The sequence below is a fragment of the Dongia mobilis genome, from assembly GCF_004363235.1.
In the GTDB taxonomy this organism is placed as follows: Bacteria; Pseudomonadota; Alphaproteobacteria; order Dongiales; family Dongiaceae; genus Dongia; species Dongia mobilis.
Map to the genome: position 1 here is coordinate 182,094 of NZ_SNYW01000007.1, position 16,203 is coordinate 198,296.

The following is a 16,203-nucleotide window of genomic DNA, read 5'->3' on the forward strand; positions in this document are numbered from 1 at the left end:
GCACAGCGGCCTCGTTCGCGAGTCGTAGGGTATGAAAGCCGAATCTTCTCAAGGAGATGTTAACGCCGTGCCGGAATCGGATTCCGGGCCAGCGCGGCGGATAGGCAGAATTTGCCGAGCCATCTCAATTCTCCGCCAGTACCCAGTCCGGATTCCAGGCCACTTCCCAGAGATGACCGTCGGGATCGGTGAAATGGCCGCCATAGCCGCCCCAGAACCGGTCCCGGGCCGGGTCCGTGATGACGGCGCCTGCAGCGGCTGCTTCCGCCATTACCTGATCCACCTCGGCGCGGCTCGCGACATTGTGGCCGATGGCAACGGCCCCGGTGACGGAGGCGGTTGCCGCCACCCGGGCCTCGTGGGCCAGCGAGGCCCGCGGATAAAGGGCCAGGACCAGATGATCGTTGAGGCGAAAAAAAGCGACCGCACCATGTTCGAATGCGCTGCCGATGATGCCGTCAGTCGCTAGCCCGAGGCCATCGCGGTAGAAGGCGAGCGCCCGGCCAAGATCGGCAACCGCAAGGGTAAGGACGCTGATTCGCGGCTTCACGTCAGGTAATCCGCCTGCTCATGCACCTCGATAAGGGTCGGACCGTCGGCCTTGAAGGCGCGCCGGATCGCATCGGTGAGTTCGGCGAGGCTGCCCGGCTTTTCGGTGCGGGCGTGGAAGGATTTGGCCAGGGCCTGGAAATCGGGGTTCTTCGGCTTGACGCCCAGTTCCGGAATGTCGCGCTCGTTCATGCCCAGCGCGATCTGGCCGAAGGCGTCATTGTTCCAGACCAGGATCGGCAAGGCGAGGCCAAGCTCGACCGCCGTTGCCAGGTCCTGCACCGTGAAGAGGAAGCCGCCATCGCCGGCGATGGCGATGACCTCGCGCGCGGGACAGGCGAGCTTGGCGCCGATCGCCGCCGGCATGGCATAGCCCAGCGTGCCGAAACCGTTGGGGTGGAACCAGCAGCGCGGCCGTTCCAGCGGAAAAGTTACATTGGCAGTATAGGCGATCTGGGTCATGTCGCTGACCACGATCGCATCGGGGGCGAGGCCGGCACGCACCGCCATCAGTACCTTCACATGCTTCTGCTGCTGCTGATCCAGATCTCCGGCATTCGCCTCGCGCACCGCTTTGGCGCGGGCAAGATCCGGCTGGCGGCCGGGCTTGATGGCGGCGGTCAGGGCGGCCAGAACGGGCTTTGCATCAGCCAGCAGGCCGATCGTCGGTGGATAGTCGCGGGTGAGCGTATGGGCGTCGAGGTCGACCCGGATCAGCTTGCCGTTGATCGGCAGGCGCTCGCACCAGGAATCGGTCTCGGCCATCTCGGTGCCGAGGGCGATGACGAGGTCGGCGTCGCCCAGCACCTTCTGCGTGGGCGACAGGGCCAGCGTGCCGGAAAGGGTCTGCGGATGGCTGTCGGGCAGCACGCCCTTGCCGGCCGTCGTGGTGACACAGAGTGCCCCCGATTTCTCGACGAAGGCCTTGAGTTCGTCGGCTGCATCCACCGTGCCGCCACCGGCAAGGACGACCGGGAAGCGGGCAGCATCGACCAGTGCTGCGGCGCGCGCAATATCCTCGGCTCCGGCCACCGGCCTTGCCTTGCGCTCGCGCCGGGCGCCGCTGACCTCTGCCGGTGCAGCCAGCATGTCTAGGGTGAATTCCAACACCGCCGGCCGCGGCCGTTGCGTTTCGAACAGGGCAAAGGCATCGGCTATGGCACCGGGCAGTTCTTCTGCCGCGCGCACGGTTCTGGCAAGTCCGGCGAGCGGTGCGATGGCGGCGCGCTGGTCGCTGATTTCATGAAGCCGCCCACGCCCCTTGCCGAGATCGCCGCTGGCATTGACGCTGGCCAGGACCAGCATGGGCACGGAATCGGAATAGGCCTGGCCGATCGGCGTCGCCGCGTTCATCAGTCCCGGTCCGGTGATCAGGCAGCATACCCCCGGCCTTCCGCTGGCCCGCGCATAGCCGTCGGCCATGAAGCCCGCTCCCTGCTCGTGGCGTACGCCTACATGTCGCATGCCAAGCTCGGCAAGGCCGCGATAGAGATCGAGCGTGTGAACCCCGGGAATGCCGAAGACTGTGTCGACGCCATAGGTCTCCAACAGCGCCACCGCGGCATGGCCGCCGATCTGGTTGCTGGTCTTCGGGTTCCTGGCTCTCTCGGTGCTCATGACATCCCCTGAAAATGATCGCCTTTCGATGTTATTGGACGTTTGTCCAATAATCCGGAACTTATCCGATTGGAGCGCGGCGCGGCAATCGCCCAACTCGGCTGATCGGGTCCATATGCGCCATGCGCGGGCGGCCATGCGCCCCTTGCGCTCGGTTTTTCTCGCCCTCTCCTTCACCTTGCAGGTAAGGAATACGACAACCCGCAACCTGCCGCATCGGAACCTCGGCGTCCATGGACCTTGTCAATCAATTGGCAGCCATCATCCTGCCCGTGCTGGTGGTTCCGGCGATCGGCTTCTACTGGGCGAGATCCGGCCAGGGTTTCGACAACCGATTCATCACGCAGCTGGTCACCAATATCGGTACGCCGGCGCTGACCGCCGATGCGCTGACGCGGATCCACCTGGAAAGCGGCGCACTCATCCAGATGGCAGGGCTGACCGCCTTGTGTTTTCTCGGCTTCGCAGTGCTGGGGGTCGTCGTACTCCGCATCATGAAACTACCCAATCACTCCTATTTGCCGGCACTGATGTTTCCCAATACCGGCAATATGGGCCTGCCGCTGGCGCTCTTTGCCTTCGGTGACGAAGGCCTCGCCTTCGCCGTGGTGTTCTTCGCCATCTCGATCACCAGCCAGTTCACCATCGGCATGTCGCTGGCGGCCGGCAGTTTCAGCCTCCTTCGTCTGGCGCGCATGCCGATGATCTATGCCATCGCCATCGCCATCTTTTTCCTTGCAAGCGGAATAAAGGTCCCGCCCTATGTCGGCAACACCCTGCAACTGCTGGGCGGCCTGACCATCCCATTGATGCTGCTGGCTCTCGGCGTATCCCTGGCGCAGCTGCGCGTTACGCGTCTGCCCCGCAACCTGCTGCTGTCATTGGTCCGGCTGGCAGGCGGTGCGGCCATCGGCTTTCTGGTCGGCTGGTTCTCGGGTGCCTCGGATCTCGCCATCGGCGTGCTGATGATCCAGAGCACCATGCCGGTCGCCGTCTTCAACTATCTGTTCGCCCAGTACTACAACCGCGAGCCGGCCGATGTCGCCTCGATGGTGGTGATCACCACGGCGCTCTCCTTCGTTACGCTGCCGGTGCTGCTTTACCTGGTGCTCTGATCTCAGGGCTGCAGGGGCACGGCGACGCCGCTGGCATTCTCGCCGATATGGTCGAGCAGGGCCGGCAGCATTGCGCGCAGGGCTGCGCTGGGCTCGGTTTCCGCGTCGAGGCGTTCGGCCGAGCCGCGCCAAACGAAGCCGCCGCTCGTCCGGTCATAGATGCTGACGGCTACGCGAAAGACCCGGTCGCTGCGGTTGACCGGCTGGCGCGGGTTCAGCAGGGTCTGCTGCGCCGTGCTGAACTGCATGCCCTCCGCCACCGCGCTGTTCGGCCCCGGACCGGTGTTGGCCTGGTCGGTCGAAAGCCGCTCGACCAACTGTGTTGCGACGGTCAGGACCAGATCGCCGTCACTGCCGATCTGATAGCCCCGTGCAGGAAGGTCCTCATTCACCAGGCGCCAGGCGGCATCGTCCATCTCGCCCTGCGTCTCGGGCTGCGTCACCAGCCGGCTGCCGGGCGGGATGGTGCCATAGCTGACTGCCTCGATCACGGCCAGGGTGGCTGGGCCGTTCTCCTGGCCGGTATCGGCGGCGGCGTCCGAGCCGTCGATATCCTCCTGCGCCGCGGCCGGCGCGGTGGCGAGCGCCAGGAAAAGGAGGGCGACAAGGGTTCGGCTGGCAGCTGGCATGTGGCGGTCCCGGCTAAGGCGCTGGCAAGTTGACACAACAGGCGGTGATTGCCTTGGTTGCGTCCCTTCGCCATCATATGGTCATGGATACGATTTTCCCATGCCGGATTGGCATGGCAGTCGACTGGAAAAAGCGGGGAGGTTGCCATGGCGATGGTGGAGGCGGTCCAGAACTCAAGCCAGGATCAGAACCTGCTGGTGAACCGCACGCATCTGCCCTTCGAACTGGATGAGGGTGTTGCGGCGAGGGCTCGCATCGGCCTCGTCGTTCTGGCAACCGACCACACCCTTGAGCATGAGTTCAGGCAATTGTTGCGCCTGCCGGGGGTGGCCTTCTATGCCACCCGCATCGAGAATGCGGCCGAGATAAATCCCGTAACCCTTGCTGCCATGGAGCAGGGGTTGGCAGGGGCGGCGCGCGTCATCCTGCCGGGCATACCCCTCGACGTGGTGGCCTATGGCTGCACCTCGGCCTCGGTCGTGATCGGCGAGGAGAATGTTTTCGAGCGCATCCGCGAGGCGAGGCCCGGCGTCAAATGCACGACGCCTATCACCGCGCTGCAGGCGGCGTTGCGGGCGCTCGGCGCCCGTCGCATCGCGCTGCTGACGCCCTATATCGACAGCGTCAACCGGCGCTTCAAGGATTACCTCGAGCCGCGTGGCGTCGCCGTGCCGGTGGTGGGTTCTTTCAACCACGAGGATGACAACGAGGTCGCGCGCATCTCGACCCGTTCCATTTACGATGCCGCTCTCGAAATAGGTCGCCATCCGGCGGTAGACGCCGTCTTCGTCTCCTGCACCTCGCTGCGCGTGGCCGGCATCGCGGAGGCGCTGGAGCAGGAACTGGGCAAGCCGGTGACATCTTCCAACCACGCCATGGCCTGGCACTGCCTGCGTCTTGCCGGCATCAGCGAGCCGATCGAGGGTTGGGGCCGGTTGTTCCGGGTATAGTCATCGCCCATATCTGAACGGCGTGTCGTCGATCGCGGGCTTGCGGCCGGCCATGCGGTCTACCACGATCCGGGACGAACCGCAGGCCATGGTCCAGCCCATATGCCCGTGGCCGACATTGAGCCAAAGATTAGCGATGGGCGATTCCCCCATGATCGGCGGTCCGTCGGGGGTCATCGGCCGCAGGCAGGCCCAGTAATCCGGCCGGTCGTAGAGGGCGGCCTCCGGGAACATCTCGCGCGCGACGCGCAGCATATGGGCGAAGTGGCCCGGCTGGAACTCGGTGTCATAGCCGGCAAAATCGGCGGTCGCGGTTAGGCGCAGGCGATCGCCAAGGCGCGAGAAGGCGACCAGATGGTCTTCATGCACGCCGCCGATAGTCGGCGCCTGGGCAGGATCAGCGACCGGCAGTGTCACCGAATAGCCCTTTACCGGGAAGATCGGCAGGCTGAGACCGATCTTGCGCGCCAGCAGTGGCGCATAGGAGCCCAGCGCCAGCACGAACGCATCGCCGGTAATGCTGGCCTTGTCGGTTGCGATCCTGGTGACGCGCCTGCCGGTGACGTCGATTTCCTGGATGGTTTCGCCGAAGCGGAAGGCAACACCCATCTCCTGGCAGCGCGTGGCGAGGCCCATGGTGAATTTGCGCGCGTCGCCAGATTCGTCGTCGCGCGTATGGACTGCCCCCACCAGTTTGTCGCGGGCCCTGGCGAAGGCGGGCTCCAGCGCGATCAACTGGTCGACGTCAAGCACTTCGCTAACGACGCCTTGGTCGGCCAGGAAGCGCATGTTCTCCCGACCCTCTCGGAAATGGGCGGCATCGCTGTAGAGATAGAGTGCCCCCTTGGCGATACGGTCCCATTGCAGGTTCTCGGTCAAGCCGATGCGGTTGGTCTCGTCCTTGGAATAGACGCACAGCTTCATCTTGGCCAGGGTCGCCGCCCGGTTGCGGGCCTGGGTGCAGTTCCGCAGGAACTGCAGGCTCCACAGCCACATGCGCGGGTCGAGTTTCAGCCGGTAGCGCAGCGAGGTATCGTTGCGCCAGAGCGACTTCAGCAGGATGAACGGCGCCCGGGGGCTGGCCCAGGACGAGGCATGCCCCGGCGTCACCAGCCCTGCATTGGCGAACGAGGTTTCCCGCGCCGGTTCCGGGCGGCGGTCGATCACCGTCACCTCATGACCTTCCTTGGCCAGGTAATAGGCGCTGGTGACGCCCAGCAGCCCCGCGCCCAGAACGACAATCTTCATGCCAGCCCTGCCTCGATCCTGTCCGGTTTCATGATTTTTGTGTGCAATCGGCCGCAACATTGCCATAAATCGGACCTAGACGATAAGTCCCTAGAAACTCACGACGGCAACAGGCGAGTTGGAAAGGCAGGATATTCCGGCATGACTGGATCGATCACCCGCATGGCTGTCATGGCGGCCGTTCTTGGCATCGCTGCCGTTCCGGCCATGGCACAGTCCAAAGGCGCCCTCACCGTGGAGGAGATCCGGGGCTGCATCTGCATGGACCTGGAACTGGCCGCCAAACGGACCGAGATCGAGACGCGCCGCGCCATGCTGGACGAGCGCGGTGCGCAGCTGGCCGCCCTTTCCGCCCAGATCGTCGAGAGGCGCCGCACGCTCGACCCACAGGATTTGACGGGGCAGGAGATACTGAAGGGGTTGATCAACCAGGAAAACGCGTTGCGCGATCTCATCCAGAGCGATACGCGTCCGGCCCTCAATCAGGCGGTATCCGAATACAACGCACTCGCCGCTCTCTACACCACCGAATGTGCCAACCGCCCGCGCTACAAGGTCGATGTCGACCAGGCCAACAAGGATCTGGTCTGCCCGCTTCCGTAAGGCCGGCTGCTACTGCGCGTCCGGCCGCCGTTCCTTGCGCCGGTCGGCAAGCGGTCCGGGGTTGCGCAGATAGAACAGGTGGCGCAACTCCCGCCGCCCGCGCGTCACATTGTCGAGGATGAAGCCGCTGGCCAGCGAAAGTGCGGCGATCAGCATCAGCCCGGTGGCAAGGATGGCGGTCGGCACCCGCGGCACCAGCCCGGATTCGATGAACTCGATCAGCAGCGGGATGCCAAGCAGGATCGATGTGCCGGCGAGAACACCCGCCACGATCGAGAAGAAGCGCAGCGGCATCTCGAAACGCAGCAATTGCTGGATTGTCATCAGGATGCGCCAGCCATCGCGATAGGTGTTCAGCTTGGACAGCGAGCCTTCGCGCCGGCTGCCATAGGGCGTCTCGACCTCGCCGCAGGGCATCACCAGCTGCAGCGCATGGACGGTGAGTTCGGTCTCGATCTCGAAACCGCCGGAAGTAGCCGGAAAGCTCTTCGCGAAGCGGCGCGAGAAGATGCGGTAGCCGGATAAGATGTCGGTAAAGGCCTGGCCGAAGATGAGGGCCACCATGCCGGTCAGCATGGCATTGCCAAACCGGTGGCCGGGCCGGTACGCGGTCTTCTCGTCGCTCACCCGCGTTCCCACCACCATGTCGAGCTGTTCGGCGATCAGCTTGTCGATCATGCGAGGCGCACTTTTCGGGTCGTAGGTGTCATCGCCGTCGACCAGAACATAGATATCGGCCTCGACATCGGCGAACATGCGCCGTACCACATGGCCTTTTCCCTGCGCGCTGACCCGGTGAACGAAGGCACCCGCCTCTTGCGCCACGGCAATGGTGCGGTCCTTCGAATTGTTGTCGAAGACATGGATCGCGGCACCCGGCAGGGCGGCGCGGAATCCGGCCACGACATGGCTGATCGCCACTTCCTCATTGTAGCAGGGGATGATTACGGCGATCGATATCGCGGCCGCTGCGTCGGTCATGTTTTCGCTCCGGAAATCTTGAGGCAGGCAGCGACGGTCTCGTTCTCGATACGCTGCATGCCGGGCGGGACCAGGCCATAGACCATGAAGGTTGCCGGCTGCAGCACCAGTCCAAGGATCTGTGCCGTGGCAAGGTCGACGTCGCTGCAGGCGATCTCGTCCTTTCTGGCTGCTTCCGCAATAAGACCGCGCAGGGCCTGGACCGGTGATTGCGACTTTGCCTTCAGCTTGGGCAGTTCCTGGTGCTGGGTCAACAGCAGGAAGCGGAACATCAATGGCTCTTCGTCAAAGAAACGGCAGAAGCGGGCGATCATTGCCGTGAGGCGGTGGCGGAAATCCGGTTCACTCTTGATGATTGCCTGCAGATCCCTGGCCAGCGCCGCGTAGTTCTCGGAAAACAGCTTCCAGGCAAGGTCTTCCTTTGAGGCGTAATGGCGATAGAGCCCGCCTTCGGCAATCTCGGCCCGGGCGGCGATGTCGCGGACCGATGTGCCGATGACGCCCTTGGCCACGAACAATTCCAGTGCGGCCCTGCGAATGCGGTCGCGTGTCGCCAATCCGCGCGCCATTTTTTCCCCTCGCCCCGTGAACAATCGTTCACATCATGCCCGATCGGGAATTCGGTGCCAAGCGTCAGCATGCCAGACCTTCATATTGCGCTGCAATGCATGCCTTTGGCCTTGCCAGCCCCGCCCTGCCTTGAAAGACTTGGGCGACCGGCCCAGCAAAGAAGACCGGACCTCTTGAGCCAAATGTCCCAGGTGAACGCCGATTGCCGCGTTCGTGCGGCGGCAACGGCAAACAGTCGCGCCCCGCGACGGGAAAGGGAGGTCGACATGGCTAATCCAGCCAACGGAGCCCAACAGAACGGCAGAGTATCCGGCGCGCCACGTTGCGCGGCGCTGGTCGGACCCTATTTGAGCGGCAAGACCACGCTGATGGAGAGCCTGCTCTACGCCACCGGCGCCATCCCCAGAAAGGGCAATGCTAAGGATGGCAGCATGGTCTCGGATTCGGCGCCAGAGGCCAAGGCGCGGCGGATGTCGGTCGAAGTCACGGCTGCCGCGACGGAATATCTTGGCGAGAAATGGTGCTTCCTGGATTGTCCCGGCTCGGTCGAACTGGCGCAGGAGACCCGCAATGCACTGCTGGCGGCAGACGTTGCCATCGTCGTGGCCGAACCGCTGGTCGACAAGGCGCTGATGCTGGCGCCGATCTTCAAATTCCTCGACGACCACCAGATCCCGCATATTCTCTTCATCAACAAGATGGACGTGGCGAGCCACCGCGTGCGCGAGATGCTGGACGCGCTGCAGGCGGTGTCCAGCCGCCCCCTGGTGCTGCGCCAGGTGCCGATCCGCGAGAGCGGCAAGCAGGGCGACGAGGTGACCGGCTATGTCGACCTGGTGAGCGAACGCGCCTACAAGTACCACCCCGGCCAGGAATCCGACCTCGTCAAGATGCCGGAGGAGATGCTGCCGCGCGAGCAGGAGGCCCGCAACAAGCTGCTCGAAACCCTGGCCGATTTCGACGATCACCTCATGGAGGAAATCCTCAGCGACGCGATTCCGCCGAAGGAGGAAGTCTATCAGCAGCTGGCCAAGGACCTCGCCGCCGATCTCATCGTGCCGGTGCTGCTTGGCGAAGCGGAGCGCGACGGCGGCGTGCGGCGGCTCCTCAAGGCGCTGCGGCACGAAGTGCCGGGACCGGAAGCATTGGCTGCGCGGCTCGGCATATCTCCCCACGACGCGGCAACGCTGGTCTTCAAGACCTACCACCAGCCCCATGCCGGCAAGCTCTCGCTTGCCCGCATTCTGGGTGGACGGGTGCAGGAGGGTGCCGTGCTGAACGGCATCCGCGTCGCCGGGGTACTCAAGCCGAAGGGCAATGGCTTCGACAAGGTCCCGCAGGCGGAAATCGGCGAGGTGGTGGCGCTGGCGCGTATGGAGGAGGCGAAGACCGGCGATCTGCTGACCGCTTCCGGCCGCGGTGCCGGCGATTTCGCCTGGCCGAAGCCGCTGGAGCCGCTCTTTTCACTGGCCATCGATGCCGAGAACCGGGCCGACGAGGTTAAACTCACAGCCGCCCTGGCCAAACTTTGCGAGGAGGATCCCTCGCTCAGATTTACCAACGATGCCGATACGCATGAATTGCTCCTTGCCGGCCAGGGCGAGATTCACCTTGCCATCGCGTTCGACCGGCTAAAAGGCCGCTTCGGCCTGCCGATGAAGCATCGCCGACCGCAGATCGCCTATAAGGAGACGATCCGCCAGGGCACCAAGCAGCATTCCCGCTTCAAGCGCCAATCGGGCGGCCACGGGCAGTTCGCCGATATCCATATCGAGATCTGGCCGCTGGCCCGCGGTACTGGTTTCGAATTCCATGACCGTGTGGTGGGTGGTGCCGTGCCGCGCCAGTTCATCGGTTCGGTCGAGGAGGGGGCGCGGGAGGCCCTGCAGCGGGGGCCCCTGGGCTTTACCGTGGTCGATGTCGCCGTGGCCCTGTTCGATGGCCAGTATCATTCGGTCGATTCGTCCGACATGGCCTTCAAGACGGTGGCGCGCCAGGCCATGCAGGAGGCGCTGCCGCAATGCAATCCAGTCCTGCTGGAGCCAATTTTCGCGGTCGAGGTCTCGGCGCCGGCCGAGTTCACGGCCAGGGTCCACAATCTGGTAACAGGGCGCCGCGGCCAGATCCTCAATTTCCAGGCCAAGGAGGATTGGTCAGGCTGGGAGGTGGTCGAGGCTCTGGTGCCGCAATCCGAGCTTCACGACATGATCATCGAGTTGCGCTCGTTGACGCTGGGCATCGGTAATTTCGCCTGCCGATTCGACCACCTGCAGGAACTGTCCGGCCGCCTCGCCGACAAGGTGGTTAGCGAGCGCCAGGCGGCCATGCCGCAGCGTGGGGCGGCCTAGCGAATCGGCGCTAGGTTTTCTTCGCCGGATCCTCGAACGGCACCCATTCATCGGCCTTGGGTGCCGTTCCGATATCCTCGATCGCCAGGGCCTGGGCGACGATACCGTTGACGGTGAGCGGAAAGACGCCGAAGCCGACCGATACCATGAACCCGGTCCGCGTCGGCCAGTGATAGGTTGCGATGGCGGGTTGCCCGGTTCTCCACGCCGTTTCGTAGGTGTCGAGCAGGATGCGATTGGCACCGAACTTGTCGTCGACCAGGAATTCGTCGATATAGCGGCCGGTAATGTTGAAGCCGTTCCACTCGTCCGCCTTGGTCCCGGTCAGTCGGTAGCGCACGCGGAAGGGCCTGGTCTCGAACTCGACGACGTATATGTGGGGCAGCAGGCGCGGCACTGCCATCGGGTCGAACTGCGCGCGGGTCGGCGCCGACCCGCCGCCCAGCGCCTGCCAATGTGCCAGCAAGGCCGCGATGTTTGGGCCGGGTTTCGCGGAATCCGTCATCGGCGCCAGCATGCCTCAGCCGCATGCTTCCGGCAAGCTGGGCTAGGATCGGGCCCGCAGCAGGTTGTCGCGCAGGCGCTGGGCCTCGGCGGCGAGGGCGCGCGTCAGATCGGCGGCCCCGAGATTGCGCCCCTTCGCCAGCGCCGCCGCCTGGCCGGACCAGAGTGAGCCGAAATCGGCTGCCGCCGCCTTCTTCAGTGGCGCCAATGCGGCACCCGCCGTGGGGAAGGCCGGGGCTGCGCGCGTGATCGGCCCTACCTCGCGCATCACCCGGTTGACGAGGCCGCGCGCCGGCCGGCCGGTGAATACGTTTGTGAGGGCGGTACCATCATCCTGGGCCTTGCCCAAGGCAGCACGATGCGCCGCGCTGATCCGCGCTTCCGGCGTGAAGAGATAGGCAGTGCCGATCTGCACGGCGCTGGCCCCCAGGGCCAGCGCTGCAACGATGCCGCGCGCATCTGCAATGCCGCCGGCAGCGATCACGGGCACCTTGACGGCATCCACCACCTGCGGGACGAGAGCAAAGGTTCCGGGCTGGCTTGCCGCATCGCGCAGCACGTCGTCGCTCAGGAAAATGCCGCGATGGCCGCCGGCCTCGGCTCCTTGCGCGATGATGGCGTCGCAACCCTGATCCTCCAGCCGGCGTGCTTCGGCTACGGTAGTGGCGGAGGAGATGATCCTGGCGCCGGTGGCGCGCACGCGGTCGAGCAGTGGTTGCCCGGGCAGGCCGAAATGGAAGCTGACCACAGCGGGCCTGAATTCCTCGACCAGGCGGCAGAGCGCGTCATTGAACGGCGCGCGATCGTCCGGTGCGTTGGGCTTGTCGGGATCGAGGCCAAGCTCGCGGTAATAGGGTGCCAGCGTCTTGCGCCAGCCGGCCTCGCGCACTGGATCGGGCCTTGGCTCCCGATGGCAGAAGAAATTGACGTTGAAGGGCCGGCCCGTCTGCTGGCGGATGATCTGCAATTCGCTCCGCGCCTCCTCCGGCGACAGGGTCGCCGTGGGCAGCGAACCAAGGCCGCCGGCCTCCGATACCGCAATGGCGATATCGGCAAAGCAGGGCCCCGCCATTGGCGCCTGGATGATCGGCAACTCGATGCCGAAGAGGTCGAGAATGCGTCGGTCTGCCCACATGTTGCGTCACTCCTGCCTGGCCATCTGCTGCGGAGAGGCTAGGCGGTCGAGCTGCGGCAGGCTAGCGCGCCGATCTCGGGTCAGATCTGCGCCCCCTGCAGGGCCGGGGATGCGCGTCGCTCCTCCTCCAGTGTCCATGCACCTTGTGCAGCAGCCTTGCGGGCGTAGTCGGCAAAGTCCCGGGGCTGCCGACCGAGGGCCTGCTGCACACCCTGGGTTGGCGCAGCGTTGCGGCCGTCCAGCACGGTGGTGAAGAGGTAGCGCACCAATGCCACCATCTCTGCCGGCAGGCCTGCTTCCGCAAGCGATTTGGCAAAGGCATCGACCGGCACTTCCCGATAGCGTAGGTCGCGCCCGCTCGCGGTCGCAATCTCGGCCACGGCCTCGGCGAAGGTGAGGGCGCGCGGGCCCGAGAGTTCATAGATCCTGCCCCAATGGCCGATCCCGAGAAGCGCTGCCGCGGCAACCTCGGCAATGTCCTCTGCATCGATGAAGGGTTCCGGCACAGCGCCTGCGGGCAGCAGCAATTCGCCCGCGCGCAGCCCTTCGGCCACGAAGGTCTCGCTGAAATTCTGCATGAACCAGTTGGCACGCAGGATGGTCCAGTGTGCACCGCTCGCCTGCACGATCGCCTCGCATGTCTGCGCCTCGGGCTCGCCGCGCCCCGACAGCAGGACGATGTGGCGGATGCCTGCCCCCACGGCAGCGCCCATGAAGGCGGCGATCGCCTGGTCCGCGCCGGGGAGGGCAAGATCTGGCGAATAGGTGACATAGGCGGATTGGGCACCGGCCAGCGCCATCTTGCGAAAGAAGGCCGGCCAGCCCGCCCTTTCCTGCCAGTCGAAGGGGAGGTCGCCGCGGCGCGACGTGGCGAGAATCGGGTGGCCAAGGGCCGTCAGCCTCTCGGTTACCCGGCGGCCGGTCTTGCCGGTGCCGCCAACGATCAGGATCGGGCGCTGGGTCTGCATCGCTTCCTCCATTAACATGAGCATCCCTCATATTTGATAAATGTGATAAACCCTCATATTATTCCCGTCAAGCCGGAATCGGGCGGGCAACCAGCCCCGGGGGCGTGCATTGAGGAGCGAGGGGGCATGAGCGAGTCGGCGGCATTGCGGCGGGCGCCATCCCAGGCACGCAGCCGCGAGCGGGTGGAGAAGATGCTGGCGGCGGCTGTGGAGATCATCGCGGCGCAGGGCAGCGACGCCCTGCGCATGAGCGAGGTGGCAGAGACAGCCGGCGTCTCGATCGGCTCGCTCTATCAGTTCTTTCCCGACAAGGCGGCGATCATCCGCACCCTGGCTGCGCGCTACAACGAGGAAGGACGCCGCTGCATTGCGGACGAATTGGGCGGCGTGCGCGATGCCGACAGCCTGCGCACGGCCTTCGGTCGCCTGATCGACATCTATTACGCGGCGTTTCTGGCCGAGCCGGTGCGGCGCGATGTCTGGTCCGGCATGATGGCCGACCCTGGTTTGCGCGCCTTTGAACTGGCGGAGAGCCGTGGCAATGCCGCACTGCTCGCAGCCGCCATGCTGAAGGTGCGGCCGCGGGGCAACCGGCGCCGGATCGAGGCCGCGGCACTCGCCATCATGGTACTGGGCGAGCAGGCGATGCGCCTTGCCGTCTCGCTTCCGCGCGCCGAGGGCGATGCTGTGATCGAGGCCTACAAGCGCATGGCGATGCAGGAACTGGCCTGAACGGGGTGGTCCGCCCCCGATAAACAGCCCGATAGATATCCCAACAAATAGACTGTCACGTCACCTAGAGGGTGGCGATGCAATCGACCAGGCGGTCCACCTCCGCCTCGCTGTTGTAGTAATGCGGCGAGGCACGAACCAGGACCGGCAGAGACCGCGCCTCGGCATCGAGCCTTGTGGTATCCGGATCCGACGACCCGATGGTGATGCCGGCGCGACCGGCGGTGGCGACAATCTCATGCGCCGGAATGCGCTCATGGCTGAAGCTGACAATGGCGCTGGGATCGTTGCCGAGGTCGCGCAGCTTCACTCCGGCAATGGCGCCGAGCCCCTCGCGCAGCCTCCGTGCCAGCGACTTGCAGCGCGCCTCGATCAAATCGAGGCCGATCGCGAGCGCATAGTCGATGGCGGCACCCAGCCCGGTCTGGGCCGCGTAATTGTTCTCCCAGTTCTCGAAGCGGCGCGCATCGGCGCGCAATTGGTAGCGATCGCGCGCCACCCAGGGGGCGGCATGATGGTCGATCATCGGTGGCTCCAGCCGGTCCAGGAAGCTCCGCCGCACATAGAGGAAGCCGCTGCCGCGCGGTCCGCGCAGGAATTTGCGCCCGGTGGCCGACAGCATGTCGCAGCCCAGCGCCGCCACATCCGTTACCATTTGTCCGACCGCCTGGCAGGCATCGAGCAGATAGGGAATGTCGTGGGCGCGCGCCACGCGCCCGATCGCCGCCGCCGGGTTGGCGAGGCCGCCATTGGTGGGGACCCAGGTGACGGCGATCAGTTTCACGCGTCCGTCGATCATGGCAGCGAGAGCCCCCACGTCGATCTCGCCGCTGGGGGCGTTGGGGATGATCTCGATCAGCGCGCCGCTGCGCCTTGCCGCCTGCAGCATGGCGACATAATTGGCGCCGTATTCCGCCTGGGCGGTGAGGATGCGGTCGCCCGGCCGAAAGGTCAGGGCCAGGCCATAGAAGGCCATCTGCCAGGCGACCGTCGCGTTCTCGACCAGTGCCACTTCGTCCCGCGCCGCGTTGAGGAGGCGGGCGACCGAATCATAGACCGCGCCGAGGCGCGCCGCCTCGCGGGCTGCCGCGGCATAGCCGCCGATTTCCGCCTCGAGGTCGAGATGGTTCTTCTGCGCGTCGAGCACGATTCTCGGCATCAGGGCGGCGCCGGCATTGTGCAGATAGGCGCTCTCCGGATGCGCCAGGATGCCCGGCGTTTCGGCGCGGATGCGGTCGAGGTCCAGCACGACGCCCGCCATTGCCTCAGGGCACCAGGATGGCGCTCAGGCGGTCATAGCCCCAATCGATATCGGCGATCTTCCACGTCCCTTCGACCTGCGCGAGATCGAGTTTCACCTCGCTTGTGCTTCCCATGTTCTCGATGCTGACGATGGCTTGGGTCGCGTCGGGTGTAGTCGATTTGGTGATGGCGATATCGACCCGGGTCACGTTCCATTCCTGCGACCCCACGAAGGGATCGCCGTTGAGCGCCGGCGGCTCGTCGGCCGCGGCTGCCTGGTCGAAATCGGCCTCGATCGCCGCCACCATCGCCGGCGTGAAATAGCGCTGCAGCACATCGCTCTTGCTGTAATCGAGACCGGCGCCGGCACCCTTGCCTTCGTAATGTCCGTAGAGCTCGGCAAGGAATTCCTGCGGGCTCGACGTCTCGGCGGTCGCGTGGCTGGCGCAGGCGCCCATCAGCAGGGCGGCGCCGAGGATGACGAGGCTGGCGGCGCGGCGGGTGATGCTCTGGGTCATGCGCATCTTCCTTGATTGGCCATGGAGGGGCGGCTCAGCTCAGGCCGGGATCGGGCCGGAGATCGAAGTGAAAGACCTTCGCCATGATCTGCCAGCGCCCGTCGAGCTTGACGAAGGTGAGGAGATCGGTGAAGGCCCTGGGGCCGATCGCGCAGTTGACCTTGGCGATGGCGGTGACGGGGCCGGCGAAATCGATCGAGAGGATGCGGTCGGCGCGGGGTTCGCCGCGGGATCCCGGGGCCGGGCGCTTGTCCACCACCGGGAAATACTCGTCCATGCTCATGTGGAGCAGCTTGCCCTCGCTGGCGCAGGCATAGATCGCCTGGGGGTGGAACACCTGGGCCAGCATCTGCGTGTCAGACCGGTAGAGTCCCTCGAAATAAATCTTGAGGGCGTCGACGATCTCCTGAAAACCGGCATCGGCCTGCAACATCTCTCGCCTCGCGAAGAATCCAGATCTCGGGCGAGATTAGACCTTGCCACGCCGTCTTGC

17 protein-coding genes are annotated in these 16,203 nt (G+C 65.2%); 5 read left to right on the plus strand and 12 right to left on the minus strand.

All coding sequences use genetic code 11. The features are described from left to right. Nucleotides 1-124 precede the first annotated feature (124 nt). Nucleotides 125-550: a VOC family protein gene (locus A8950_RS06570; protein WP_133612842.1), complete on the minus strand. Its 426-nt coding sequence runs from the start codon at nt 548-550 to the stop codon at nt 125-127. Beyond that, nucleotides 547-2,166 carry a 5-guanidino-2-oxopentanoate decarboxylase gene (locus A8950_RS06575; RefSeq protein ID WP_133612843.1) on the minus strand — a complete coding sequence of 540 codons (1,620 nt, stop codon included), beginning with the start codon at nt 2,164-2,166 and terminating at the stop codon, nt 547-549. Before A8950_RS06575 ends, A8950_RS06570 begins: the two co-directional genes overlap by 4 nt. 233 nt (nt 2,167-2,399) lie before the next feature. On the opposite strand from A8950_RS06575, the gene A8950_RS06580 reads away from it, so the two are divergent. After that, on the plus strand, nt 2,400-3,281 hold the full coding sequence (locus tag A8950_RS06580; RefSeq protein ID WP_133612844.1) for an AEC family transporter: 882 nt from the start codon (nt 2,400-2,402) through the stop codon (nt 3,279-3,281). Nucleotides 3,282-3,283: 2 nt separating this feature from the next. Here A8950_RS06580 and A8950_RS06585 read toward each other — a convergent pair whose 3' ends face one another. Continuing rightward, on the minus strand, nt 3,284-3,910 hold the full coding sequence (locus A8950_RS06585) for a DUF4136 domain-containing protein (protein WP_133612845.1): 627 nt from the start codon (nt 3,908-3,910) through the stop codon (nt 3,284-3,286). A 147-nt stretch (nt 3,911-4,057) separates the two neighbouring features. Between A8950_RS06585 and A8950_RS06590 the strand changes: the two genes are divergently transcribed. Beyond that, complete coding sequence (locus A8950_RS06590) at nt 4,058-4,861, plus strand: maleate cis-trans isomerase family protein (RefSeq protein ID WP_208109771.1); 804 nt, start codon at nt 4,058-4,060, stop codon at nt 4,859-4,861. On the opposite strand, the gene A8950_RS06595 is transcribed toward A8950_RS06590, so the two are convergent. Further along, nucleotides 4,862-6,109 (minus strand): D-amino acid dehydrogenase, encoded by a 1,248-nt coding sequence (locus A8950_RS06595; RefSeq protein WP_133612846.1) that lies wholly within the window; start codon nt 6,107-6,109, stop codon nt 4,862-4,864. It lies immediately after the preceding gene. Between the two features lie 141 nt (nt 6,110-6,250). On the opposite strand from A8950_RS06595, the gene A8950_RS06600 reads away from it, so the two are divergent. Then, entirely contained in the window at nt 6,251-6,712 is a 462-nt protein-coding gene (locus A8950_RS06600; protein ID WP_133612847.1) for a hypothetical protein, read from the plus strand. 9 nt (nt 6,713-6,721) lie between these two features. Here A8950_RS06600 and A8950_RS06605 read toward each other — a convergent pair whose 3' ends face one another. Next, a complete protein-coding gene (locus tag A8950_RS06605; RefSeq protein WP_133612848.1) occupies nt 6,722-7,693 on the minus strand; it encodes a glycosyltransferase family 2 protein in 972 nt (323 codons plus the stop codon). Further along, nucleotides 7,690-8,262 (minus strand): TetR/AcrR family transcriptional regulator, encoded by a 573-nt coding sequence (locus A8950_RS06610; protein WP_133612849.1) that lies wholly within the window; start codon nt 8,260-8,262, stop codon nt 7,690-7,692. Before A8950_RS06610 ends, A8950_RS06605 begins: the two co-directional genes overlap by 4 nt. 267 nt (nt 8,263-8,529) lie before the next feature. Between A8950_RS06610 and A8950_RS06615 the strand changes: the two genes are divergently transcribed. Next, nucleotides 8,530-10,611: an elongation factor G gene (locus A8950_RS06615; RefSeq protein WP_133612850.1), complete on the plus strand. Its 2,082-nt coding sequence runs from the start codon at nt 8,530-8,532 to the stop codon at nt 10,609-10,611. 10 nt (nt 10,612-10,621) lie between these two features. Here the strand turns inward: A8950_RS06615 and A8950_RS06620 are convergent, their stop codons facing one another. The 3 genes from A8950_RS06620 to A8950_RS06630 all read right to left on the minus strand — a co-directional run bounded on the left by A8950_RS06620 (nt 10,622) and on the right by A8950_RS06630 (nt 13,218). Then, entirely contained in the window at nt 10,622-11,128 is a 507-nt protein-coding gene (locus tag A8950_RS06620) for a PAS domain-containing protein (protein ID WP_133612851.1), read from the minus strand. A 30-nt stretch (nt 11,129-11,158) separates the two neighbouring features. Continuing rightward, nucleotides 11,159-12,250 carry an NAD(P)H-dependent flavin oxidoreductase gene (locus tag A8950_RS06625; RefSeq protein ID WP_133612852.1) on the minus strand — a complete coding sequence of 364 codons (1,092 nt, stop codon included), beginning with the start codon at nt 12,248-12,250 and terminating at the stop codon, nt 11,159-11,161. Between the two features lie 80 nt (nt 12,251-12,330). Then, nucleotides 12,331-13,218 (minus strand): NmrA family NAD(P)-binding protein, encoded by an 888-nt coding sequence (locus A8950_RS06630; RefSeq protein WP_133612853.1) that lies wholly within the window; start codon nt 13,216-13,218, stop codon nt 12,331-12,333. A 126-nt stretch (nt 13,219-13,344) separates the two neighbouring features. Between A8950_RS06630 and A8950_RS06635 the strand changes: the two genes are divergently transcribed. Next, nucleotides 13,345-13,950 (plus strand): TetR/AcrR family transcriptional regulator, encoded by a 606-nt coding sequence (locus A8950_RS06635; protein WP_133612854.1) that lies wholly within the window; start codon nt 13,345-13,347, stop codon nt 13,948-13,950. Between the two features lie 64 nt (nt 13,951-14,014). Here A8950_RS06635 and A8950_RS06640 read toward each other — a convergent pair whose 3' ends face one another. The 3 genes from A8950_RS06640 to A8950_RS06650 are packed head-to-tail and all read right to left on the minus strand — an operon-like array spanning nt 14,015 to nt 16,143. Next, nucleotides 14,015-15,211, minus strand: a complete 1,197-nt coding sequence (locus A8950_RS06640; protein WP_208109772.1) for an aminotransferase class V-fold PLP-dependent enzyme — start codon at nt 15,209-15,211, stop codon at nt 14,015-14,017. Nucleotides 15,212-15,215: 4 nt separating this feature from the next. Next, nucleotides 15,216-15,710, minus strand: coding sequence for a DUF3828 domain-containing protein (locus A8950_RS06645; protein WP_166645028.1), 495 nt, complete (start codon nt 15,708-15,710; stop codon nt 15,216-15,218). 34 nt (nt 15,711-15,744) lie between these two features. Further along, nucleotides 15,745-16,143, minus strand: a complete 399-nt coding sequence (locus A8950_RS06650) for a nuclear transport factor 2 family protein (protein ID WP_133612856.1) — start codon at nt 16,141-16,143, stop codon at nt 15,745-15,747. Between the last annotated feature and the right edge of the window lie 60 nt (nt 16,144-16,203).

Excerpts from the sequence above, each read along its gene's own strand:
- A8950_RS06575 (WP_133612843.1), bottom strand. The coding sequence starts at position 2,166 with ATGAGCACCGAGAGAGCCAGGAACCCGAAGACCAGCAACCAGATCGGC.
- A8950_RS06580 (WP_133612844.1), top strand. The coding sequence starts at position 2,400 with ATGGACCTTGTCAATCAATTGGCAGCCATCATCCTGCCCGTGCTGGTG.
- A8950_RS06585 (WP_133612845.1), bottom strand. The coding sequence starts at position 3,910 with ATGCCAGCTGCCAGCCGAACCCTTGTCGCCCTCCTTTTCCTGGCGCTC.
- A8950_RS06590 (WP_208109771.1), top strand. The coding sequence starts at position 4,058 with ATGGCGATGGTGGAGGCGGTCCAGAACTCAAGCCAGGATCAGAACCTG.
- A8950_RS06595 (WP_133612846.1), bottom strand. The coding sequence starts at position 6,109 with ATGAAGATTGTCGTTCTGGGCGCGGGGCTGCTGGGCGTCACCAGCGCC.
- A8950_RS06600 (WP_133612847.1), top strand. The coding sequence starts at position 6,251 with ATGACTGGATCGATCACCCGCATGGCTGTCATGGCGGCCGTTCTTGGC.
- A8950_RS06605 (WP_133612848.1), bottom strand. The coding sequence starts at position 7,693 with ATGACCGACGCAGCGGCCGCGATATCGATCGCCGTAATCATCCCCTGC.
- A8950_RS06610 (WP_133612849.1), bottom strand. The coding sequence starts at position 8,262 with ATGGCGCGCGGATTGGCGACACGCGACCGCATTCGCAGGGCCGCACTG.
- A8950_RS06615 (WP_133612850.1), top strand. The coding sequence starts at position 8,530 with ATGGCTAATCCAGCCAACGGAGCCCAACAGAACGGCAGAGTATCCGGC.
- A8950_RS06620 (WP_133612851.1), bottom strand. The coding sequence starts at position 11,128 with ATGCTGGCGCCGATGACGGATTCCGCGAAACCCGGCCCAAACATCGCG.
- A8950_RS06625 (WP_133612852.1), bottom strand. The coding sequence starts at position 12,250 with ATGTGGGCAGACCGACGCATTCTCGACCTCTTCGGCATCGAGTTGCCG.
- A8950_RS06630 (WP_133612853.1), bottom strand. The coding sequence starts at position 13,218 with ATGCAGACCCAGCGCCCGATCCTGATCGTTGGCGGCACCGGCAAGACC.
- A8950_RS06635 (WP_133612854.1), top strand. The coding sequence starts at position 13,345 with ATGAGCGAGTCGGCGGCATTGCGGCGGGCGCCATCCCAGGCACGCAGC.
- A8950_RS06640 (WP_208109772.1), bottom strand. The coding sequence starts at position 15,211 with ATGGCGGGCGTCGTGCTGGACCTCGACCGCATCCGCGCCGAAACGCCG.
- A8950_RS06645 (WP_166645028.1), bottom strand. The coding sequence starts at position 15,710 with ATGACCCAGAGCATCACCCGCCGCGCCGCCAGCCTCGTCATCCTCGGC.
- A8950_RS06650 (WP_133612856.1), bottom strand. The coding sequence starts at position 16,143 with ATGTTGCAGGCCGATGCCGGTTTTCAGGAGATCGTCGACGCCCTCAAG.